This window comes from Rhodoferax fermentans (assembly GCF_002017865.1).
GTDB lineage: Bacteria > Pseudomonadota > Gammaproteobacteria > Burkholderiales > Burkholderiaceae_C > Rhodoferax > Rhodoferax fermentans.
The window spans coordinates 1,412,071-1,433,464 of the sequence record NZ_MTJN01000002.1 but is presented as its reverse complement, the minus strand read 5'-3'; the positions used below and the strand labels follow the sequence as shown (position 1 = coordinate 1,433,464).

Genomic DNA, 21,394 nt, shown 5'->3' with positions numbered 1-21,394 from the left:
GGCGTCAAGGGGGCCTTACTCGTGCGCCAGTTCCCAGCGGTCGGGCGAGCGCCACAGGCGAGAGCGCAGCAACTCCCGTTCAAAGGTGAACTCCTTGGGCAGGCGGTCGCGGAAGCGGTCAAACAGCTCTTCGTGGGCATGGGCTTCGGCCGTGCCAGCTTCGCGGCCCACGGCCATCAGGTCGTAGAAACTGTCGCTGGAGAAGTCCAACCCCGTCCAATCCAGGTCCTCAAAGCGGGGCATCCAGCCAATCGGGCTTTCCACCGCACAAGCCTGGCCATGCACGCGTCCGGCAATCCACTTCAGCACACGCAGGTTGTCGCCAAAACCAGGCCAGATGAACTTGCCTTCGTCGTTTTTGCGGAACCAGTTGACGCGGAAGATGCGTGGTGGGTTGCTGACGTTGCGCCCCACATTGAGCCAATGCGAGAAGTAGTCGGCCATGTTGTAGCCACAGAACGGCAGCATGGCCATCGGGTCACGCCGGGTGGCCACCACCCCAATCGCTGCAGCGGTGGCTTCCGAGCCCATGGTAGCGGCCAGGTAAACCCCATGCGCCCAGTTGAAGGACTGGAACACCAGCGGCATTTCCTTGCTGGCGCGGCCACCAAAGATGAAGGCCGCGACCGGCACCCCAGCCGGGTTTTCCCAGTCGGGGTCAATTGACGGGCATTGGCTGGCAGGCGCGGTGAAGCGCGAGTTGGCGTGGGCGGCGGGGCGGCCACAGCCAGGGGTCCAGTCCTTGCCTTGCCAGTCGATGCAGTGCTCGGGGGCGGGGCCGTCCATGCCTTCCCACCAGACATCACCGTCGTCGGTCAATGCCACGTTGGAGAAGATCGAGTTCTTCGTCATGGTCAACATCGCGTTGGCGTTGGACGAGTAGTTGGTGCCTGGGGCCACGCCAAAGAAACCGGCCTCAGGGTTGATGGCGCGCAGGGAGCCGTCAGGGCCTTTTTTGATCCAGGCGATGTCGTCACCCACGGTGGTGACCTTCCAGCCCTCCATGCCCTTGGGTGGGCGCAGCATGGCCAGGTTGGTCTTGCCACAGGCGCTGGGGAACGCGGCTGCGATGTAGGTTTTTTGACCTTCCGGAGACTCCAGACCCGAGATCAGCATGTGTTCGGCCAGCCAGCCTTCCTTGCGGGCGATGGCCGAGGCAATACGCAGGGCCAGGCATTTTTTGCCCAGCAAGGCATTGCCACCGTAGCCCGAGCCATACGACCAGATCTCGGTGGTGTCGGGGAAATGGGCGATGTACTTTTTGGCGATATCGGGCTCACATGGCCAGGTCGAGTCTTTTTGGCCCGGAGCCAGCGGTGCGCCGACTGAGTGCATACACGGGATGAAGGCGCCGTTGCCCAGCACGTCCAATACCTTGGCACCCATACGCGTCATGATGCGCATATTGGTCACCACATAGGCGCTGTCGGTGATCTGCACACCAATCTTGGCAATCGGTGAGCCTAGTGGCCCCATGCTGAACGGGATCACATACATGGTGCGCCCGGTCATGCAGTTGGTGAACACATTCTTCAGGGTGGCGCGCATTTCCTCTGGTGCGGCCCAGTTGTTGGTGGGGCCTGCCTCGTCTTTGGTGGCAGAGCAGATGAAGGTGCGCTCTTCGACACGGGCCACATCCGAGGGATGGGTGCGGGCGAGGAAACAGTTGGGGCGCTTTTCGGGATTGAGACGGATGAAGGTGCCTGCGGCCACCATTTCTTCACACAAGCGGTCGTACTCATCCTGCGAACCGTCGCACCACACCACGCGGTCAGGTTTACACAGTTCGGCCATGTCACTGACCCATGTGAGAAGCTTCTCGTTGCTCGTATTCGCCGGGGAACCCATGGACTTGCCACTCATTGAACGACTCCTTGCAGTTAAAAAAACTTGTCTCCCGGAGTGCGTACCCGTGTGCGGCTCCAGGTCTCTGATGCGCGACGTTATTAATTAATTGTTAATAATTATGGCGCAAGCCTCATCTTTGCACAAGTCCAGCACTTTGTGCAGTATGGTTTTGATCCATGTCAGATGGGTGACAAACAGGCGGCCGCCAGCCCGACGTGGCCAAGCGCGGTTTGGGGGCAAAGAGGGCGCTGTCCGTGTACTGGAGCACAGACTGTCCCTTCATCGGCCCCTAGCATGCGCGGCATCCATGAATGACGATCTGCCATCCGCCCCAAGCGCCGCCCAGCCCCCATGGGGGATGTTGGCGCGCCTTGGCCGTTGGTCGTGCGGCATCCAGGCGCAGGTATTGGCAGTACTTGGTTTTTTGGGGGAAAACGTGATGGCGCTGCTTGGCTGGGTGCTGCACCCCAGGCGCATTCGCTGGCGCCCCATCCTGTTTAACCTGCGCAGCGCGGGGTTCGATGCGCTGCCGATTGTTGGGCTGCTGTCGTTCCTGCTGGGTATTGTGGTGGCGTACCAGGGGGCTGATCAGCTGCGCCAATACGGCGCCAATATTTTTGTCGCGGATTTGGTGGGTTTGTCGATGTTGCGCGAATTTGCGCCCTTGATGACGGCCATCATCATTGCCGGGCGCTCCGGCTCGGCCTATGCGGCACAAATCGGCACCATGTCGGTGACGCAGGAGATTGATGCCATGCGCACCATAGGCATCGCGCCGCTGGAGATGCTGGTGCTGCCCAAACTCCTGGCCCTGGTGCTGGCCCTGCCACTGCTGACCGTGTTTGCCGATGTCTCAGGTGTGCTGGGCGGCATGTTGATGGCCCGCGCCCAACTGGGTGTGGGTTTTGCTGAGTTTCTGGACCGCTTCTCCAAAGCGGTCAGTGTCACCACCTACCTGGTGGGTATTGGCAAGGCGCCGATTTTTGCCGCGATCATTGTCATGGCCGGCTGTTTCCAGGGTTTTCGCACGCGCGGTGGTGCGGACAGTGTGGGCATACACACCACCCGCGCTGTGGTGCAGTCCATCTTTGTGGTGATTGTGGCGGATGCCCTGTTTTCGGTGGCCTTCAGCATGCTGGACCTGTGACATGACCACCGATACGCCCGAGACGGTGCTTGAGATGCAACAGGTGGTGACACGTTTTGGCCAGCATGTGGTGCACAAGGACATCAACCTGGCCGTGCGCCGCGCCGAAGTGTTTGCCGTGATTGGCGGCAGCGGCACCGGCAAATCAACCTTGCTGCGCGAAATGATCTTGTTGCAGACACCCAATGCGGGTCACATCCGGGTGCTGGGGGTGGACCTGGCCAACATCAGCGACGCCGCGGCGCTGGCACTGCGCCAGCGTTTTGGGGTGCTGTTTCAGCAGGGCGGGCTGTTTGGCTCACTCACGGTGCTGGAAAACATTGGGCTGCCGCTGCGTGAACATCGCCAGCTGGGCAACCGCGAGGTGGATGCCCTGGCGGCCGAGAAGCTGGCTGCTGTTGGCCTGGCGGCGAGTGTGGCCCGCCAATACCCGTCCGAACTCAGTGGTGGCATGTTGAAACGTGCCGCGCTGGCCCGTGCCCTGGTGCTGGAGCCTGAGCTGCTGTTTCTGGACGAACCCACCGCCGGGCTGGACCCGCAAAGCGCCGCCGGTATTGATGAGCTGGTACTGCGCTTGTGTGACACCCTGGGGCTGACGGTGGTCATGATCACCCACGACCTCGATCTGCTGTGGCAGGTGGCAGACCGGGTGGCGGTGTTGGCAGATGGCAGGGTGCAAGCGATTGGCTCGATGGCTGAGCTGGCCGCGATGAGCGACCCCGCCATACGCCCCTTTTTTGACGGGCCGAGGGCGCGCGCCGCCGCCGCACAGGCCTGTTTTACCCGACAGGAGACATCATCGAAACCAAAGTGAACTATGCGCTGGTTGGCGCTTTTGTGCTGCTGCTGGGCAGCCTGCTGGTGGCGGGTATCTTGTGGCTGGCCTCGGGCGGCGCCTGGCAGAAAAAGTACGCGCTGTACCAGGCGGTGCTGGAGGAGTCGGTGGCCGGGCTCAACCTCAACGCGCCCGTCAAATACAACGGTGTGGATGTGGGCAAGGTGCAGGCCATCCTGCTCGACAGCAGCAACCCTAAAAACGTCAACCTGCTGTTTGCCATCGAGCAAGGCACCCCCGTCAAAGAAGACACCCTGGCGGTGCTGAAGACCCAGGGCCTCACCGGCATTGCTTATGTGGAGCTCAGTGGTGGCAGCCTGGCTTCGCCGGTGTTGCTGGCCAAAGTGGGCGCGCGCTACCCGGTGATCCGCAGCTCGCCGTCTTTGTCGGCCCGGCTGGAGAACGTGCTCTCCAGTGTGTTGGCCAAGCTCGACAGCACTTCCACCAACCTCAACGCGATTCTCAGCAAAGACAACCAGGCCGCCTTTCACAACGCGCTGGCCGACATGGCGATCATCACACGCACCCTGGCTGCGCGCAAAGACAGCATCGACACCGCGCTGGTCGACGGCGCCCGCACCATGAAAAACGCCTCAGTGGCCAGCGCTGGCCTCAACGACTTGGTGCAGCGCTTGGCGCGCAGCGCCGACGCGGTGGCCCTGATGGGCACCGAGGTGGCCAAAACCAGCGCCGGTGCGGGCCAGACCATTGGTGCGGTGGGGGCTGATGTGCAGCGGTTTGGGGCGGAAACCTTGCCCGAATTACAGCGTTTGTTGGCCGAGCTGAGTAACTTGAGCCGTTCACTCACCGAGCTCACCGAACAAACCCGGCGTAACCCCAGCGGCCTCATTTTTGGACACCCCGCCGTGGTCAATGGCCCCGGCGAATCAGGCGACACACCATGACCCATCACGTTCTGAAAACCTCGACCTATCGGCTACAGCGTGCGCTGCTGGTTGCGGCGCTGTTCACACTGTCGGCCTGTGGTGCGCTGCGCCCGACCCCCACCCAGGCCCCGACCTTGTACCTGCTGGCAGGTTTGCCCGGTCCGGTGGCAACAGCTGTTCAAAGCAAGGTGGTACCGCCCTTGTCCACGCTGCTGGTTACTCCAACGCGGGCGGCATCGGGGTTTGACAGCCAGCGCATCATCTATGTGCGTGACGACCAGACCCTGGCATTTTTTGCGCACAGCGAGTGGGTTGACCCACCGGCGCGTATGCTGGGCCCCTTGCTGGTGGCCGCGTTGGACCACACCGGCGCGTTTGGCCCGGTGGTGCTGGCACCTGCGGGTGTGTCGGGCGACTTGCGGCTGGACACCCAGATCATCCGTTTGCAGCAGAACTTTCACAACACGCCGAGCCGGGTGCAGTTCAGCCTGCGTGCCTACTTGACTGATGAAAAAACCCGCCGGGTTCTGGCCTGGCGCGAGTTCAGCGCCGAGGCAGACGCCACCAGCGACAACGCACAAGCCGGTGTGACGGCAGCGAACCAGGTGGTGCAGGAGGTGTTGGCGCAGCTGGCGCTATTTGTCGCTTCAGCATCCCGCTTGCCCCCAACAGACTGAACGCTTTGTGAGGCCGCTGCTGGAGCGGTGCTTGACCAAGCCGGGAATGTCATGATCTCGACAAAGACCGCTGCTGGCCCGGGGCGACAGGTGGCGCCCTAGAATCATCGGCCCCAACCTTTGCCACCTCACCCGGAAACACCATCCATGACCCAGGGAACCATCCGCATTCGCGGTGCACGCCAGCACAACCTCAAGAACCTGGACCTGGACATCCGTACCGGTGAACTCACCGTGGTCACCGGCCCGAGCGGCTCGGGAAAGTCCAGCCTGGTGTTTGACACCTTGTTTGCCGAAGGCCAGCGCCGTTATGTAGAGACCTTCAGCGCCTACGCGCGCCAGTTTCTGGACCGTATGGACAAACCTGCGGTCGACAAGGTCGACGGTGTGCCGCCCGCCATCGCCATCGACCAGACCAACCCGGTGCGCTCCAGCCGCTCCACCGTGGGCACGATGACTGAGCTCAACGACCACCTGAAGCTGTTGTTCGCCCGCGCTGCCCAGCTGTTTGACAGCGCTACTGCCCAGCCGGTGCGCCATGACACGCCTGAAACGATTTACGCCGAACTGCTGCGTCGTGCGGAAAGCTTCACCGCCGGGCCGCCCCAAGGTGAAGCAGCCCCCTCGGGGGGCAGCGAACCCAACGCAGTGGGGAGCGTGGGGGCGTCGGACCTGCGGCTGGCCATCACCTTCCCGGTCGAGCTGCCCGCCAGCGCCACGCCCGAAGAGATTGAACAATGGCTCTCGGTCAGTGGTTTCACAAAGGTGCAGGCGCAGCGTGATGTGGCGCAGCGCAAGTTGCTCGATGTGGTGGCCGACCGTTTCCGCTTGGGCGCGGCCGAGCGCGCCCGGGTGCTGGAGGCGATTGAGGTTGCCCTCAAACACGGCGGCGGTCGCCTCAGTGTTTATGTGTTAAATCAGCCTCTAGCCCTTATCAATCAAGGGCAGGTGGCTACAAATTCAGGAGTTGCTGAGGCGCCTGAAATCTGGCGCTTTTCCACCGGCCTGCATTGCCCGGACAGCAACCTGCGCTACACCGAGCCAATTGCCTCGATGTTTTCGTTCAACTCGGCGGTCGGTGCCTGCGACAGCTGCCGAGGTTTTGGCCGCGTCATCGGGGTCGATTACGGCCTGGTCATCCCGAACGACAAACTGACCTTGCGCTCTGGCGCCATCAAGCCGTTCCAGACCCCGGCCTGGATGGAGTGCCAGGACGATCTGATGCGCCATGCCGAAACCCACGGCATTCCGCGCGACACTGCCTGGAACAAGCTCAGCCCGGAGCAACAGCATTGGGTGATCCATGGTGAACCTGGCTACCGCGATGGCCAGTGGAACAAGAAGTGGTTTGGCGTCAAACGCTTTTTTGAGTACCTGGAAACCAAGGCCTACAAGATGCACATCCGGGTGCTGCTGTCCAAGTACCGCAGCTACACCGAATGCCCGACCTGCACCGGCGCCCGGCTCAAGACCGAAAGCCTGCTCTGGCGCATTGGCTCCAAGGCCCAGGCCGACGCGGTACTGGACCCCGCCAAGCGTTTTCTGCCTGCCGGTGTGTCATGGTCACGCGCGCAGCTGGAGGCATTGCCGGGCCTGTGCCTGCATGACCTGATGCTGCTGCCAATCGACCGGCTGCGCCGCTTTTTTGACAGCATGCAGTTGGCCCAGGTGGGCGCGGCCCCTGGCAACGAGGCAGATGCCAAAACGCTCAAGCTGCTGCTGGAAGAAATCTGCACCCGCCTGCAATACCTGAGCGAGGTCGGCATTGGTTACCTGACGCTGGACCGCCAAAGCCGCACCCTCAGTGGCGGCGAGGTGCAGCGTATCAACCTGACCACTGCGCTGGGCACCTCGCTGGTCAACACCTTGTTTGTGTTGGACGAACCCAGCATCGGCCTGCACCCGCGCGACATGCACCGCATCATCGTGGCCATGCAGCGCCTGCGCGACGCCGGTAACACCCTGGTGGTGGTTGAACACGACCCGGCGGTGATGTTCGCCGCCGACCGCATGATTGACATGGGCCCCGGCCCCGGCCAGTTGGGCGGGCAAATTGTGTTTGACGGCAGCACGGCCGATCTGCGCAATGCCGACACGCTGACCGGCGCGTACCTCGGCGGCCGTAAACAGGTGGGCATGGGTTTCAAGCGGCTGGTGGCAAGCAGCACACCGCGCCTGATTATGGAAGGCGCCTCGGACCACAACCTCAAAAACGTCTCGGTCGAGATCCCGCTGCAGCGCCTGGTGTGTATCACCGGTGTGTCTGGCTCGGGCAAATCGACGCTGATCCAGGACACACTGGCCCCCGCCTTGTTGCGCCACTTTGGCAAAGCCACCGACACGCCCGGTGCGTTTGAGCGCCTGCTGGGTGCTGAGCAACTCAGTGATGTGGTGTTTGTCGATCAGTCGCCGATTGGCAAAACCGCGCGTTCCAACCCGGTGAGTTATGTGGGTGCCTGGGACGCGATTCGCGAGATTTTTGCCAACGCGCCGCTCGCGCAGCAACGCGGCTACACCGCTACCAAGTTCAGCTTCAACAACGGCGACGGACGTTGCCCGACCTGTGGTGGTTCAGGCTTTGAGCATGTTGAGATGCAGTTCCTGAGCGACGTCTACCTGCGTTGCCCGGACTGTGATGGCAAACGTTACCGCCCCGAAATTCTGGAGATCAGCATCGAGCGTGGTGGGCGTGTTGTTAATGTGGCCGATGTGCTGGACCTGACGGTGAGTGAAGCCGCAGCCTTGTTCAAAGACGACCGCGATGTCATCCGTGCGTTGCAACCCATCGTGGATGTGGGGCTGGAGTATGTGAAGCTCGGCCAGCCGGTGCCCACGCTCAGTGGGGGGGAAGCCCAGCGCCTGAAGCTCGCTGGTTTCCTGGCTGACGCGGCCAAGAGCAGCAGTGCCAGCCGCCAGGCTTTGGCGCGCAAAGGGGTGTTGTTCATGTTTGATGAGCCCACCACCGGGCTGCACTTTGACGACATTGCCAAACTGATGCGGGCGTTGCGCAAGTTGCTCGACGCGGGTCACTCGTTGCTGGTGATTGAGCACAACCTGGATGTGATCCGTGCGTCCGATTGGCTCATCGACCTGGGCCCCGAGGGCGGTGACGCGGGTGGTGAGGTGGTGGCCTTTGGTACACCTGAAGATGTGATGTTGCACGCCAGTTCCCACACGGGCCAGGCGCTGCGTGAGTACGCGGCGCAGATGGGGGTGGTGCATGAGGTGGCGGAGGTCTCTGTCAAGTATTTGTCTGTGGTGCGCGCTGCCGGGGCTGGGCTGAGTCCGGGTTCCTCAGACGTCAGCTTCGCTGCCTCGACATCGTCACCCGGCCTCAGCCCAACCCCGGCGGGTTTGCGGGTGAGCGATGCTATGCAGCCGTCCGGGCACGATGCCATTCAGATCATCAATGCGCGTGAGCACAACCTCAAGGGGCTGAGTGTCAACATCCCGCGTGGCCAGTTCACCGTGGTCACCGGGGTCAGCGGTTCGGGCAAATCGACGCTGGCGTTTGACATTTTGTTCAACGAAGGGCAGCGCCGTTATCTGGAGAGCCTGAACGCCTACGCGCGCAGCATCGTGCAACCGGCTGGGCGGCCCGAGGTGGACGCGGTCTACGGCATTCCGCCCACGGTGGCGATTGAGCAGCGGCTGAGTCGCGGCGGGCGCAAGTCCACGGTGGGCACCACCACCGAGGTCTGGCACTTCTTAAGGTTGCTGTTTGTCAAACTCGGCACCCAGCACTGCGTCCATGACGGCACACCAGTGGCGCCGCAAACGCCTGAGAGTATTGCCGCGCAGTTGATGAAAACCTATCGCGGTCAGCATATTGGGTTGCTGGCGCCGCTGGTGATGAACCGCAAGGGTGTCTACACCGAGCTGGCCGACTGGGCGCGCCCACGTGGGTTCACCCATCTGCGTGTCGACGGCAACTTTTTGCCGACCACAGCATTCCCGCGCCTGGACCGTTTCAAGGAGCACACCATCGAGCTGCCGGTGTTCAGCCTGGACGTGACGCCCGAGAATGAAACCCTGCTGCGCCAAGCCCTGGCCGATGCTTTGCAGCATGGCAAGGGCGTGTTGCATGTCTTGTCTGATCTGGACGGGTTGTCGGAGGCGATGCAGGCGGGCACTTCGACGGCGGGGATTGGCCGTTTGAGCGTGTTTTCCACCTTGCGTGCCTGCCCGGTGTGCAGCACCAGCTACGCCGAGTTGGACCCGCGCCTGTTTTCATACAACAGCAAACACGGCTGGTGCCCGGACTGCGTGGGCACCGGTCTCAAACTCAGCCGTGAGCAGCGCAAGGTGTTTGACGACTCGGTGCGCGACGATGAAACCAAAGGCCGTGAACAAACCTTTGTCGAGGCCGATGTGGAAGACCTGGTGGATGTCGTCTGCCCCAGCTGCAACGGCACACGGCTCAACGCGACGGCGCGGGCCGTCAAGTTTGGAGCCCCTCACCCCGGCCCTCTCCCCAAAGGGGCGAGGGAGCAAGAGAGTGCGGTCATCAGCGCGGCGCAGGCGTCTGAATTTCTCCCTCTCCCGTCGGGAGAGGGCAGGGGTGAGGGCATTGGCATCACCGAACTGGCCCGTCTGAGCGTGAGTGACATGCGCGCGTGGGTTGAGACCTTGCAGGTATTGGGTCGTATGAGCCAGCGCGAGACCGAGATTGCCCGCGACCTGGTGCCCGAGATTCTGGGCCGCCTCAAGTTCCTGGAGCAGGTTGGCCTGGGTTATTTGACGCTGGACCGCGGCGCACCGACCTTGAGCGGCGGCGAGGCGCAGCGCATCCGGCTGGCGGCGCAGCTGGGCAGCAACTTGCAGGGTGTCTGTTATGTGCTGGATGAGCCGACCATTGGCCTGCATGCGCGTGACAACCAGATTTTGCTGGGTGCTTTGCAAACGCTGAGCGACCAGGGCAACACCCTGGTGGTGGTCGAGCACGACGAGGACACCATCCGCCACGCCGACCACATCATCGACATTGGCCCAAGTGCTGGCAAACGCGGCGGGCGGCTGGTGGCCGAAGGCTCGGTGGCTGACATTCAGGACGCCGCCGAGTCGCAGACCGGGCGTTATCTGTTGCACGCCATGCGCCATCCGGTGCAGGCGCGCCGGGTAGTGCTTGCTGCGGAATCGGTAGCTGTTCGCCCAGGTGATAAAAGGGCCGGAGGCCAATTGGGTGCCAGTGCGCCAGAAACCTTGGCGGTTGATGCCAACCCGTTGCCCAGCGAACCAGCGTCTGCTGACAGCGTGTTGGCGGCTGTAGCTGGGGATGCCAAATTTGTGTTTGTGCCTGCGCCCAAGAAAACGAAGGTCGCCAAACGGTTGCCCGTGGACCCGAACGTGGTTGAGCCCTACAGCCAGCAATGGATCACCGTCACCGGTGCCCATTTGCATAACCTGCAAAACGTCACCGTCCAGGTGCCACTCAAACGCTTGGTCGCGGTGACCGGTGTGTCCGGCTCCGGCAAGTCCACGCTTGCGCGCGATGTGTTGCTGGCCAATGTGCAGACAGCGGTCCACAAACGCAGTACCAAGGCGGGGCGCGATGCGCTGGAAGCAGGCGAAACCATCGCCTGGACCGGTTGTGAACAGGTCAGCGGTTACGAGCCTGTAGATCGTGTGTTGGAAGTGGACCAAACCCCGATTGGCAAAACACCACGTAGTTGCCCGGCCACCTACATCGGTTTCTGGGACACCATCCGCAAACTCTTTGCCGACACGCTGGAAGCCAAGGCGCGCGGTTACGCGGCCAACCGCTTCAGCTTCAACACTGGCGAGGGCCGTTGCCCAAGCTGTGAAGGCCAGGGCATCCGCACCATTGCCATGAGCTTCTTGCCCGATGTGAAGGTGCTGTGTGAAACCTGCAAGGGCGCCCGCTTTAACCCCGAAACCCAGGCGGTCACCTGGCGCGGCAAAAACATTGGTGACGTGTTGCGGATGGAAGTGGACGAGGCGGTGGACTTCTTCGCCGCCATGCCGGTCATTGCGCACCCGCTGCAGTTGCTTAAAGACGTGGGCCTGGGTTACCTGACGTTGGGCCAGCCGTCACCGACACTCAGTGGTGGTGAGGCGCAGCGCATCAAACTCGTCACCGAGCTGTCCAAGGTGCGCGACGACATCACCCGGCGCGGCCAGAAGGCGCCGCACACCCTGTATGTGCTGGACGAACCCACGGTGGGCCTGCACATGGCCGACGTCGAGAAACTCATCAAGGTCCTGCACCGCCTGGTCGATGGCGGCCACAGCGTGGTGGTGATCGAACACGACCTGGACGTGATCGCCGAAGCCGACTGGGTGATTGACCTGGGCCCGGACGGTGGCACCGCTGGCGGCCAGGTGGTGGCTGCGGCGCCGCCCGAAGAGGTGGTCAAGCTCGGCACCCACACCGGCAAGGCGCTCAAAGCGGTGCTGGCGCGGTGAGAGCTTGCGCCAGCAGGGGAAAAGCTCAAGAAAACGGCCGTAAAGCCGCTTGAGCCCTTGTTTTTATTGATCATAAAGCTATCGAAAGAGTAGTGATTGCACTTTTCCAAATGACTCGCCCACGTTACCTCCCCGACAACTTCACCCTGGCCCTGCTGGGCAGCATTGGCCTCGCCAGTTTTCTGCCGGTGCGCGGTTATGCGGCGCAGGGTTTTGAGTGGCTCACCACTGCGGCCATTGCCCTGCTGTTTTTCTTGCACGGCGCCAAGTTGTCGCGTGCGGCGGTGGTCGCGGGTATGAGCCATTGGCGGCTGCATCTGCTGGTGTTTGCCTGCACCTTTGTGTTATTTCCCATCCTAGGGTTGTTGCTCAAGCCTTTGCTTGGCGTCGTGCTGACGCCTGACCTGGCGGTGGGCATGTTGTTTCTGTGCACCTTGCCCGCCACCGTGCAGTCGGCGATTGCGTTCACCGCGATGGCTCGCGGCAATGTGGCCGCGGCCGTGTGCAGCGCCTCGGCATCCAGCCTGCTTGGGGTGTTCATCACGCCGCTGCTGGTGAGCTGGCTCGTGGTGGCGGGCGGGGTATCGGGTACTGGCAATCTGGACGCCGTGGGCCGCATCATGCTGCAGCTGCTGCTGCCTTTTGTGCTGGGGCAGTTGCTGCAGCCCTGGATTGGCGACTTTGTGCGGCGCCACGCCAGCGGCCTCAAGCTGGTGGACCAGGGCTCCATCCTGCTGGTGGTCTACACCGCGTTCAGCGCGGCGGTGATCGAGGGCCTGTGGCCGCAGGTGCCGCTGCCGACCTTGCTCAGCCTGACGGTCACCTGTTGTGTGCTGCTGGCGCTGTCCTTGGCCATGACCACCTGGGCCAGCCGCGCACTGGGGTTCAGCAAAGAGGACGAGATCGCCATCGTGTTCTGCGGCTCCAAAAAAAGCCTGGCCAGTGGTGTGCCGATGGCCAAGGTGCTGTTCGCCGCCCACACCGTGGGGGTGATGCTGTTGCCGATCATGCTGTTCCACCAGATCCAGTTGATGGTCTGTGCGGTGCTGGCGCAGCGCTACGCCAAGAGGGGCGGCTAAATCCACCTTCTGCCCACCGACATGCGGTGGTAATTGCTATCAATAACAAAGCGACAAGTGGATGCAGCATAAGGGATGCCGCCCGGTTATTCTTGTGGCCTAGAATGGAAAGCACAGGAGGAAGCCGGGGCATGACGCCAGAGCAGAAAGCCAGAGTCAGCATCGACACGCTGCTAGCTGCGGCAGGCTGGCACGTCTGCACTGTTTCCAGCGCCAACCTCCATGCCGCCACCGGCGCGGCCATCCGCGAATTCCCCCTGAACAATGGCTTTGGTTTTGCCGACTACTGTTGCCACCCGCTGCGGAGTAAGACCGAATCGTCGCCCAAGTCGGCCGCCACCTGTCCATCATCCGCGAAGTCGAAGCCGAGGTTGACACCAACCTCAGCGCACGCGGCGCTGCAGCAGGGGAGCTCTGCAAAGACGTTTGGCATTCAGTACTGAGGAGTAAACATGGCCGAAGCTTGCCCTATTTGCAAACACGATCTAGTCAATAGTGAAGACCGAGGCGAGCGGCTGTTTTTCGAGTGCCTTCGTTGTGGTTGTTATTCCATGTCTGACACAGCCTTCGCCACGCTGGGTTGGCGCTTGAATCAGCGTTCTGACGCTGCGGATAGGTTGAGCTATTCGCTGTATAGGATGACCAAACGGGAGCAGTGGGTGATGTTGGATAGTGAGTTGTTGGGCAACATCATTACCAATACAGAGCTACCGCGACCACAGGCACAGCTTGAGAATTTGATTGCTTGGATGGGTGATTCTTTGCCGACGGTGGGTGCGACTGTTGAGGTTAGTCAGCATGTTCTCTCCGCTGTGGGCGCAAAAGATATGACGTCGGTGCGCGTGTTACTTAGGCATGCACAGCAGTCAGGTTACATCGAAGGCGAGTTTGCAGATTTTCTAAGTGGCGGGTTCGCTGTACACGGGCTGCGGCTAAGTCTGCCAGGCTGGGGCTTTTACGAGGAGCTGAAGCGTGGTCAAACTTCCAGTCGTTACGCATTCATTGCGATGCAGTTTGGACGGCCGGACTTGGATGCTGTTGTTAACGACTGCTTTCGTCCGGCGGTTGCTGCGACTGGGTTCGAGTTGAAACGACTGGATGATTCCCAACCTGCAGGATTGATCGACGACCGTTTGCGTGTGGAAATTCGACAGAGTCGATTCTTGTTGGCAGACCTTACGCACCACAACAAGGGATCGTATTGGGAGGCTGGTTTTGCAGAGGGGCTCGGTAAGCCGGTTATCTATCTTTGTCGCAAGGATGTGTTTGATGATAGGACGCAAGGGACTCACTTCGACACGAATCACCATTTAACGGTGGTGTGGACCCCAGGTAACTTGGGCGAGGCCGTTGAAAAGTTGAAGGCAACGATACGCGCCACTTTGCCAGGCGAGGCTCGGATTTCAGATTAGCTTTTACTGCGAAATAGGGGGCGATTCAGCCAGTGGTTTTTGATGCGCTTGAGTCGTCTGGGTTGATAAACCCGATTGGCCGTTTGGCGGGTTCTGCGGGTGTGTGCAGCAGTTGTGCCATGGAGTCAGCCAGCTCGGCGATATTGCGTTCGTGCGTTGACACCTTGCGCTCCAACGTGTTTACTTTCTGCGCCAAAGCTTGGTTACTTGCCAGCATTGCACGCAGTTCGACAAATGCGCGGACCACATGGACGCTGATTGCGGTAGCCCTCGAGCTATTCAATAGCGTGGCCGCCATGATGGCGCCGTGCTCCGTGAATACCAGCGGGAGATATTTACTGTGCTGGCCACGCCCGGTCTTTAAGGTTGCAAATTGCAACCTTAAAGCGGCCAACTCGTTTTCGTCGAGCTGGAACATGAAATCGGCTGGAAAGCGAGCAAGGTTGCGGCGCACTTGCTGGTTGAAGCGCTTGGTTGTTTCGCCATAAAAAGCGGCCAAGTCAGCGTCCAGCACCACACGCTGGCCACGGACGAGCTGGATGCGTTGGGCGATTTCCCCAATAGAGAGAGGTTCTGTTGGTTCAATGGAGGCTGGGATATTAGATTTTGTATTTGTACTGCTCATATTCCGCTCTCACCAGGCTTGTTGGCTACCACCTCGCGCACGCGCTGCGCCAGGCTGCCATCGTGTTCCATGGCCATAAACTGGGCGAGCGGGGCGTCTGCTTGGTTATCGGGCTCGCTGGCGCTGGGGCGAGCGCGCCGGGCGGCGGTCTCGTAGTTGGCGATGGCAGTTTGGGCTTCTTGCGCGGTCAGGCCGCTGTGCTCCACGATGCGGCCCAGCGTGGCCCAGTATTCCACCTGCCCCGCTACCGAGCGGCGCATGGGCTGCGCAGCTTCGCGCGCTTGGTTCACTAAAGCGGTGGGCAGTTTGACGGATGCAAAACCGGTTGTAGCTTGGGACATGGTGTTCCTCCTGAATGGCGCATTTTGCGCCATTGTGGTAGCGCAGGCAACCATTCGTTTGTTTCAATCAGGTGGCTCGGTCACACTCAATATTCGCGATTCACGAATATTGAATGTGAATTCTGCTTAAACCGCAAGAATTCCTCGTAGCCCTCAAGCTCGTAGCGTGGGGTGATCAGCGCTGGAGCAATCAGTTATTCCCAGTTTTTTGCCAGAGCAGGCCTTTTGAGGCCAGGCGCGCCCGGCAAAATACCCGGTCAGCCCCGTGCCCGGATGGCTGGGCCACCGACAAACAGAATTGGAAAAACACCCAATGTTGACCTACTACAACCATTTGCACAGCCAGCACCAAGGCAAGCTGGAGATGTTTCGCGGCCAGTTGGTGCCGTGTTTCGAGGTGCCCGCACGGGTGGACCATGTGCTGGCCGAGTTGAAAGCGCGCAAGCTTGGCGCCATCTTGCCGCCCGAACCCTTTGATGACAGCGCGTTATTGGGCGTGCACAGCCAGCGTTACCTGGACTTTCTGGCCGGTGCCTGGGACGAGTGGGTGGCGCTGGACCCTGCCAACGCCCAGCGTGACGCGCTGCCCTCGGTGTGGCCGGTGCGTAGCCTGCGCTCGGATGTGTTGCCTGCCAACTTTGCGGCCCGCATGGGCCTGTTTTCGATGGACGCGGGCACGCCGCTGACCGAAGGCACTTGGGACGCCGCCCGCGCCGGTGCCGACTGTGCCCTGAGTGCGGCGTTGGCCGTGGCCGGGGGTGAGCGTGCTGCCTTTGCGCTGACCCGGCCACCGGGGCACCACGCGGGCGCCGACTTTTTTGGCGGGTATTGTTTTGTGAACAACGCCGCCCTGGCCGCGCAGGCCTTGCGTGAGCAGGGGCTGGATCGGGTGGCGATTCTGGACATCGACTACCACCATGGCAACGGCACACAAGCCATCTTTTATGAGCGGCCAGACGTGTACTTCAGCAGCATCCATGGCGACCCGCACACCGAGTACCCGTTTTACCTGGGGTACGCCGATGAGTTGGGTGCAGGTGCCGGGCTGGGTTTTAACCGCAACTGGCCGTTGCCGCGTGGCACCGGTTTTGAGGTCTGGCGGGCCACTTTGCAGCAGGCCTTGGCGGGTATTGCCGAGTTTGGTGCGCAGGCGCTGGTGGTGTCGCTGGGTATGGACACCTTTGTGGGTGACCCGATTTCGGGCTTCTCGCTGCAGAGTGCCGACTACCTGCAGGTCGGTGAGGACTTGGCCAAAGCGGGCTTGCCCACGGTGTTTGTGTTTGAAGGTGGTTATGCGGTGGCCGAGGTGGGCACCAACGCGGTCAATGTGCTGCAAGGCTTTGATCAGGCCGCCAATCATCCATAACCATAGCGCCAGGCCCTTTATATATGAGGGCTGGAGGCTGATTTGGCCCTGAATCCAGGGCGGGGTGGGGCGTTCGTCAGTTGGGTGTTGATGAGGGCCGGGGCAAAACCACGGTGGCCACCAGACCGCCGCTGGCCCCGTTCTTGAGCCGCACCTCGCCATGCAGGCGGCGTGCGATGTCGTTGGCAATCGACAGCCCCAGGCCCACCCCGCCACTGTGGCGGTTGCGGGAGCCTTCGGCGCGGAAGAACGGTGTCAGTGCCCGGTTCAGGTCGGCGGTGGCCATGCCTGGGCCGGGGTCGCTGACCTCGATACACAGCTGGCCCGCCTCTTCAAAACAGCGCACCCGGGCCGAGCCGCCGTAACGCACCGCGTTGTCGACGATGTTGCTGATGCAGCGGCGCAGCGCCTGCGCCTGGGTCAGCAGCGGCGCCACCGGGCTGGACAGATCCGCCTCAACCAGGGTCACCGGGTGGCCCCAGGACTGGTAGTCGTCAACCAGACTGCTCAGCAAGGAACCTACATCAAGCAACACCATCGGTTCCCCCGAGGCCACACCGCGCAGGTGGTCCAGCGTGGCGGTGATCATGGTGTTCATCTCGGTGATGTCGCGCTGGAAACACAGGCGCTGTTCGCCGTCCTGCAGGCTCTCGGCGCGCAGCGCCATACGCGTCAGCGGGGTGCGCAGGTCGTGTGAGACGGCGGCCACAAAGCTGTCGCGCTCGCTCAGTTGTTGGCAGATCTGGGCCTGCATCTGGTTGAAGACGCGGGTGGCTTCACGGCACTCGTCACTGCCTTGCTCGACCAGTGGCGCGCGGTGGATGTCGCGCCCCAGCTCACGCGCGGCATCGGCCAACCGGCGCACCGGCTGCGCCAGCCAGCGGGCGCCGATCCAGGCCGCCACCATCAGCGCCAGCAGCCGTATCCCGATGTCCAGCCACAGACCCAGGTGGGCCAGGCCGGGGGCGTCTGTGGGGTGAGGGGGCTGCGGGCCCACCATGTTGGGGCCGGTGAACGGACCGGGTGGTGGCCCGGGGGGCGGGCCGTTGGGCATCGGGCCAAACAGGCTCGGACCCACCTCAAACATCAACTTGATCGCCAGCGCGTGGCTGATCAACACCGCCACACACAGCAGCAGGGCCAGGCGGCCAAACAGTGTGCTCGGCACCAGCCGACGGGCCAGCCCGATCAGCCGAAGCTTCACGCGGCCTGACCCCGCTCAACCGGTGCGGTAAACAGGTAACCACGACCCCGGACGGTTTTGATCATGTCTGCACCGTCGGGCGAGCCAGCCAGCTTCTGGCGCAGCCGTGACACCAGCAGGTCAATGCTGCGCTCACCGGCACCAGCCACATGGCCATGGGCGAGTTCGATCAGCTGGTCGCGGCTCAGCAAACGCCGAGGGGTGTGCAAAAAGCTGCACAGCAGCCGGAACTCGGCATTGGACAGAGCCACGGTGATGCCACTGGGGGCGTGCAGGCTGTGGTTCTCTGGGTTGAGCTTCCAGCCGTTGAAACAGATCACATGGCCACCGTCACGTCCTTTGGTGTTGCTGTGGGCGTTGGCGCGGCGCAGCACCGACTGGATGCGGGCCACCAGCTCACGCGGCTCAAACGGCTTGGTGACATAGTCGTCGGCGCCGTTCTCCAGGCCCAGCACCCGGTCGAAATGGTCGGCGCGGGCGGTCAGCATGATCACCGGGATGGGCGAGTGTTGCCTGACTTCGCGCGTCAGGCTCAGGCCATCGGTACCGGGCAACATCACATCCATCACGATCAGGTCGATGCTGTGGCGCTCCAGCTGGCGGCGCATGCTGTCGGCATCACAGGCCACATGGGTCACAAAGCCATAGGGCACCAGATAATCGGCCAGCAGGCGATTGATATCTTCGTCGTCGTTGACAATCAGTACCTGAAATTTGGAAGTCATCTTGAAGGCATAAATGGGCTGATTGTAGGTTTGTCATTTGTGGCTATTTGTGCCAAAGCCTTTCTGGGGGGGCATTCTGAGTATGTGGTGTGTTTTATGTCCAAACAGATACAAAGTCGACATATTGCGTTCACATATTGACCCGGGTTCAGTCACGCAAGGCTGAGCGCAATTCCGTGGCTTGGCCCAATAATTTCATTTTGAGCCCGGAATCGGCCGGCCGGTCGCCCAGCCAGATGTTGAGCAAAGCCTTGTAAAACGCCATGTCGCGCAGTGGGGCGGTCAGCGGCTTGTTGTTGAGTTCCACCATTGTGCCGGTGCCTGGCACCCAGTCCAGCGTCAGGGTGTCGCCTTTGCGCAGGCCGTTGGACTGGCGTTCAATGGCCTGACCCAGGCGCACCATGTTGTCCAGAATGTGCGCGGGCACCGAGGCGCTCTCAGCCACCGCATACTGGCGCAACTCGTCGTTGAACTCTGTGCCGCTGACATCGCGCAACATGGCGATCAACAGCCTTTTGGGGCCCTCGCCATGCAACACGTCACGTGTTGTGTCCTGGCGGTTGGGCAGGTACAGACCCAGGGCGTAGACCTTGAAGATCAAACGCATGCTGATGCCCGCGCCATTGAGCTTGAGGTTTTTGCCAGCCACCTGGACCGAATCCTCCAGCGCCACACCGTCCATCTGCAGTGCGGCGGTGGCGGGCAGGCTGGCAGCCAACCAGGACACCGCTGTCAAAGTGGTTTTGAGAAATGTGAACATGGCTTTTCCCCTGAAGCCACTACCAGACGGACAAGGTTCTGCTGAGCACCTTTTGCAGCCAGGTGCGAGAGGCAATCTCGGACGACTCGCCCTGTGCCACCACTTCCAGGCGGGCATTGACCACATCACTCGACTGGATGACGTTGCCGTCCTTGATGTCGCGCGGATCGACCACCCCGGAAAAACGCAGGATGCTGCCACCACCATGCAGGGCGATGCTGCGTTCACCCGCCACCACCAGGTTGCCATTGGCTAGAACATTGACCACCGAGGCGGCGAGTTGGCCGGTAAAACTGCTGTCGTTTTTGGCGCTGCCGTTGCCCTTGAAGGCATTGCTGCCGGAGGCGGTGGCGTCCTGGTTGAACAGGCCCGCCAGCGGGGAGTCTTCCCGAACGCCAGGCCCTTTGGACTTCAAGGATGTTTCCCGGTTGGCATCTGCCTTGACGGTGTCGCTGGCACTGAGTTTCTCCGAGATGCTCACCTTGACGGTGTCACCAATGGCGCGGGGTTTTTGCCGCCCGCTAAAGAGCGAGCCTGAACTGGCCTGGAACAGCGATCCGGTGGTGACCCGCTCCAGATTTGTCGGGCGGGCCACAGGCAAGGCCGACAGCGGCCCTGGCACGGTGGTGGGGTTCGGGCTGGCACAGCCCAGCAACAGGCTGCTCAGGCTGAGGGCCGCCAGCACAGGGCGGGCAAAGGGGCGGGTCATGATTGCTCCTTGACGGGTTGGGTTGTCCGCTTGTCTGGCTGTATCCCGGTGACCAGGGCACTGACCACCGGCGCCAGCTTGTCCTGGGTCGAGGCCCATTTGCTGGTGCGCATGCCGTCACCCAAGCTGTAGTGGCTGCTGGACAACACCTGGCCGCGGTCGGTTTGCAAGCTCAGGGTGGCTTGGCTGATGTAGGCCTGGTAACGCTCTGAGTAGGGCGACTTTCCCCACTCCATTTGGGCGCTGTAGCGCAACCAGACCGGGCAATGGGGCGTGTTGATGGCACTTTCATACACGCGGCTGTCAATCTGGTGGGCACGCAGCGCCAGTTGCAGGGCGGGCAGCACATCGGCGGTCTGGGTCTGCGGGTTGTATTCGATGCACAAGCTGGAAAAACGGGCATGGGCGTGGTAGACCGTGTCACTGGCCTCGCCCGGCTCTGTCTGCAGGGCGCTGAAGGCCAGCTGACCGGTGGCTTTGGTCAGTTCCCAAAGTGGCATCGGGCTGAGGATGGAGCAGCCCGACAGGGCGCAACTGGCCAGCACCAGCGCTGCGGTGTGTGGGCGGGCAGCCATGTCAGGCCAGTTCGCTGATGGCTTGTTTGACTGCCAGCGCGCCCATGGTGGCGTAACCCGCGACGCTGTTGGCGACCGAGCCGATGCCGTCCACCACCGAGGAAGCCGCATCACTGACGGTATCCACCACCGACTCTGTGGCCTCGCTGATGCTGTCGGCCATCGAGGTGGCGGTGTCGCTGATGGCTTCCACACCGTTTTGCGCGAGGTCCGAGATGTCGGTGTACAAGCCGGACAGGCCGTTTTCCACACTGTCCACCGCATCACCGATGGCGCTCCCGGCATCGCCGAAAGCGTCACCAACGGCGTCAAACCCTTCGCCAGCGAGCTCACCGAGCTTGCTCAGGCTCTCGGCGCTGAAAGTCACAACGGCGCTGGCTGCATCGGCCACCGATTCTGCGACACCAGCCACATTGGCCACCACCGGGCCATAGGCTTGGTTGTAGGTGTCGTAATTGGATTGAATGGATTTGAGAGCCGTCGACGACGGCATATAAGAAGTCACCGAGCTGATATTACTCACAAACATCTCCTGGGGTTGATTGGAAAGGTGAGTAAATATTAGGGCTGCGGGTGAGTGGCTAGCTTTTTATAAAAAGCACCAAAACTGGATACCTCTGTGCTTGAAAATAAATCCTTCACCAGAAGTTATTCAATTGAATATATTGGATATACCAAATTAACGTGATGCTAATTTGTTGGATAAATTGTTTCCGCCTCGACACAAAAGTGCCGCCAGGGTCCAGTTGGGTTGGGAAAACACGTCCGCCACGCGGGT

Annotated in this window: 18 protein-coding genes; 9 read left to right on the top strand and 9 right to left on the bottom strand. The window is 61.6% G+C overall.

Annotation, left to right across the window (positions count from 1 at the left end):
* Positions 1-15 precede the first annotated feature (15 nt).
* Positions 16-1,863 carry a phosphoenolpyruvate carboxykinase (GTP) gene (locus tag RF819_RS06915; protein ID WP_078364302.1) on the bottom strand — a complete coding sequence of 616 codons (1,848 nt, stop codon included), beginning with the start codon at positions 1,861-1,863 and terminating at the stop codon, positions 16-18.
* A 292-nt stretch (positions 1,864-2,155) separates the two neighbouring features.
* Between RF819_RS06915 and RF819_RS06910 the strand changes: the two genes are divergently transcribed.
* The 8 genes from RF819_RS06910 (at position 2,156) to RF819_RS06875 (ending at position 14,311) form a co-directional block, all read left to right on the top strand.
* Positions 2,156-2,995 carry an MlaE family ABC transporter permease gene (locus RF819_RS06910; protein ID WP_242473167.1) on the top strand — a complete coding sequence of 280 codons (840 nt, stop codon included), beginning with the start codon at positions 2,156-2,158 and terminating at the stop codon, positions 2,993-2,995.
* Position 2,996: 1 nt separating this feature from the next.
* Positions 2,997-3,809 carry an ABC transporter ATP-binding protein gene (locus tag RF819_RS06905; protein WP_078364301.1) on the top strand — a complete coding sequence of 271 codons (813 nt, stop codon included), beginning with the start codon at positions 2,997-2,999 and terminating at the stop codon, positions 3,807-3,809.
* The gene (locus tag RF819_RS06900; RefSeq protein WP_200224347.1) at positions 3,806-4,735 is read left to right on the top strand and encodes an MlaD family protein; all 930 of its coding nucleotides are present in this window, start codon (positions 3,806-3,808) and stop codon (positions 4,733-4,735) included. The genes RF819_RS06905 and RF819_RS06900 overlap by 4 nt, the downstream gene beginning before the upstream one ends.
* Positions 4,732-5,394, top strand: a complete 663-nt coding sequence (locus RF819_RS06895; protein ID WP_078364299.1) for an ABC-type transport auxiliary lipoprotein family protein — start codon at positions 4,732-4,734, stop codon at positions 5,392-5,394. Before RF819_RS06900 ends, RF819_RS06895 begins: the two co-directional genes overlap by 4 nt.
* Positions 5,395-5,541: 147 nt before the next feature.
* Positions 5,542-11,820 (top strand): excinuclease ABC subunit UvrA, encoded by a 6,279-nt coding sequence (locus RF819_RS06890; RefSeq protein ID WP_078364298.1) that lies wholly within the window; start codon positions 5,542-5,544, stop codon positions 11,818-11,820.
* 110 nt (positions 11,821-11,930) lie between these two features.
* On the top strand, positions 11,931-12,899 hold the full coding sequence (locus RF819_RS06885; RefSeq protein ID WP_078364297.1) for a bile acid:sodium symporter family protein: 969 nt from the start codon (positions 11,931-11,933) through the stop codon (positions 12,897-12,899).
* Positions 12,900-13,030: 131 nt separating this feature from the next.
* On the top strand, positions 13,031-13,342 hold the full coding sequence (locus RF819_RS21480) for a hypothetical protein (RefSeq protein ID WP_200224344.1): 312 nt from the start codon (positions 13,031-13,033) through the stop codon (positions 13,340-13,342).
* A gap of 9 nt (positions 13,343-13,351) precedes the next feature.
* The gene (locus RF819_RS06875) at positions 13,352-14,311 is read left to right on the top strand and encodes a hypothetical protein (RefSeq protein WP_143541622.1); all 960 of its coding nucleotides are present in this window, start codon (positions 13,352-13,354) and stop codon (positions 14,309-14,311) included.
* Positions 14,312-14,336: 25 nt separating this feature from the next.
* Here RF819_RS06875 and RF819_RS06870 read toward each other — a convergent pair whose 3' ends face one another.
* Both RF819_RS06870 and RF819_RS06865 read right to left on the bottom strand, forming a co-directional pair.
* Positions 14,337-14,936, bottom strand: a complete 600-nt coding sequence (locus RF819_RS06870; protein WP_078364295.1) for an ORF6N domain-containing protein — start codon at positions 14,934-14,936, stop codon at positions 14,337-14,339.
* Complete coding sequence (locus tag RF819_RS06865) at positions 14,933-15,277, bottom strand: TA system antitoxin ParD family protein (RefSeq protein ID WP_078364294.1); 345 nt, start codon at positions 15,275-15,277, stop codon at positions 14,933-14,935. The genes RF819_RS06870 and RF819_RS06865 overlap by 4 nt, the downstream gene beginning before the upstream one ends.
* A 313-nt stretch (positions 15,278-15,590) precedes the next feature.
* Here RF819_RS06865 and RF819_RS06860 point away from each other — a divergent pair, with 313 nt between their 5' ends.
* Entirely contained in the window at positions 15,591-16,643 is a 1,053-nt protein-coding gene (locus RF819_RS06860) for a histone deacetylase family protein (RefSeq protein WP_078364293.1), read from the top strand.
* 76 nt (positions 16,644-16,719) lie between these two features.
* On the opposite strand, the gene RF819_RS06855 is transcribed toward RF819_RS06860, so the two are convergent.
* The 6 genes from RF819_RS06855 to RF819_RS06830 all read right to left on the bottom strand — a co-directional run bounded on the left by RF819_RS06855 (position 16,720) and on the right by RF819_RS06830 (position 21,139).
* Positions 16,720-17,847 (bottom strand): ATP-binding protein, encoded by a 1,128-nt coding sequence (locus RF819_RS06855; RefSeq protein ID WP_078364292.1) that lies wholly within the window; start codon positions 17,845-17,847, stop codon positions 16,720-16,722.
* Positions 17,844-18,572, bottom strand: a complete 729-nt coding sequence (locus RF819_RS06850; RefSeq protein WP_078364291.1) for a response regulator — start codon at positions 18,570-18,572, stop codon at positions 17,844-17,846. Before RF819_RS06850 ends, RF819_RS06855 begins: the two co-directional genes overlap by 4 nt.
* Before the next feature lie 148 nt (positions 18,573-18,720).
* On the bottom strand, positions 18,721-19,332 hold the full coding sequence (locus tag RF819_RS06845) for a chalcone isomerase family protein (RefSeq protein WP_158081242.1): 612 nt from the start codon (positions 19,330-19,332) through the stop codon (positions 18,721-18,723).
* A 19-nt stretch (positions 19,333-19,351) separates the two neighbouring features.
* Positions 19,352-20,041 (bottom strand): flagellar basal body L-ring protein FlgH, encoded by a 690-nt coding sequence (locus tag RF819_RS06840; protein WP_078364289.1) that lies wholly within the window; start codon positions 20,039-20,041, stop codon positions 19,352-19,354.
* Complete coding sequence (locus RF819_RS06835; protein WP_078364288.1) at positions 20,038-20,616, bottom strand: hypothetical protein; 579 nt, start codon at positions 20,614-20,616, stop codon at positions 20,038-20,040. The genes RF819_RS06840 and RF819_RS06835 overlap by 4 nt, the downstream gene beginning before the upstream one ends.
* A gap of 1 nt (position 20,617) precedes the next feature.
* The gene (locus RF819_RS06830; RefSeq protein ID WP_143541621.1) at positions 20,618-21,139 is read right to left on the bottom strand and encodes a hypothetical protein; all 522 of its coding nucleotides are present in this window, start codon (positions 21,137-21,139) and stop codon (positions 20,618-20,620) included.
* Between the last annotated feature and the right edge of the window lie 255 nt (positions 21,140-21,394).

Bases quoted from the DNA above. Each gene is read 5' to 3' on its own strand.
- RF819_RS06835 (WP_078364288.1), bottom strand. From the start codon at position 20,616: ATGGCTGCCCGCCCACACACCGCAGCGCTGGTGCTGGCCAGTTGCGCC.
- RF819_RS06905 (WP_078364301.1), top strand. From the start codon at position 2,997: ATGACCACCGATACGCCCGAGACGGTGCTTGAGATGCAACAGGTGGTG.
- RF819_RS06860 (WP_078364293.1), top strand. From the start codon at position 15,591: ATGTTGACCTACTACAACCATTTGCACAGCCAGCACCAAGGCAAGCTG.
- RF819_RS06850 (WP_078364291.1), bottom strand. From the start codon at position 18,572: ATGACTTCCAAATTTCAGGTACTGATTGTCAACGACGACGAAGATATC.
- RF819_RS06910 (WP_242473167.1), top strand. From the start codon at position 2,156: ATGAATGACGATCTGCCATCCGCCCCAAGCGCCGCCCAGCCCCCATGG.
- RF819_RS06865 (WP_078364294.1), bottom strand. From the start codon at position 15,277: ATGTCCCAAGCTACAACCGGTTTTGCATCCGTCAAACTGCCCACCGCT.
- RF819_RS06845 (WP_158081242.1), bottom strand. From the start codon at position 19,332: ATGTTCACATTTCTCAAAACCACTTTGACAGCGGTGTCCTGGTTGGCT.
- RF819_RS06875 (WP_143541622.1), top strand. From the start codon at position 13,352: ATGGCCGAAGCTTGCCCTATTTGCAAACACGATCTAGTCAATAGTGAA.
- RF819_RS06890 (WP_078364298.1), top strand. From the start codon at position 5,542: ATGACCCAGGGAACCATCCGCATTCGCGGTGCACGCCAGCACAACCTC.
- RF819_RS21480 (WP_200224344.1), top strand. From the start codon at position 13,031: ATGACGCCAGAGCAGAAAGCCAGAGTCAGCATCGACACGCTGCTAGCT.
- RF819_RS06885 (WP_078364297.1), top strand. From the start codon at position 11,931: ATGACTCGCCCACGTTACCTCCCCGACAACTTCACCCTGGCCCTGCTG.
- RF819_RS06870 (WP_078364295.1), bottom strand. From the start codon at position 14,936: ATGAGCAGTACAAATACAAAATCTAATATCCCAGCCTCCATTGAACCA.
- RF819_RS06840 (WP_078364289.1), bottom strand. From the start codon at position 20,041: ATGACCCGCCCCTTTGCCCGCCCTGTGCTGGCGGCCCTCAGCCTGAGC.
- RF819_RS06915 (WP_078364302.1), bottom strand. From the start codon at position 1,863: ATGAGTGGCAAGTCCATGGGTTCCCCGGCGAATACGAGCAACGAGAAG.
- RF819_RS06895 (WP_078364299.1), top strand. From the start codon at position 4,732: ATGACCCATCACGTTCTGAAAACCTCGACCTATCGGCTACAGCGTGCG.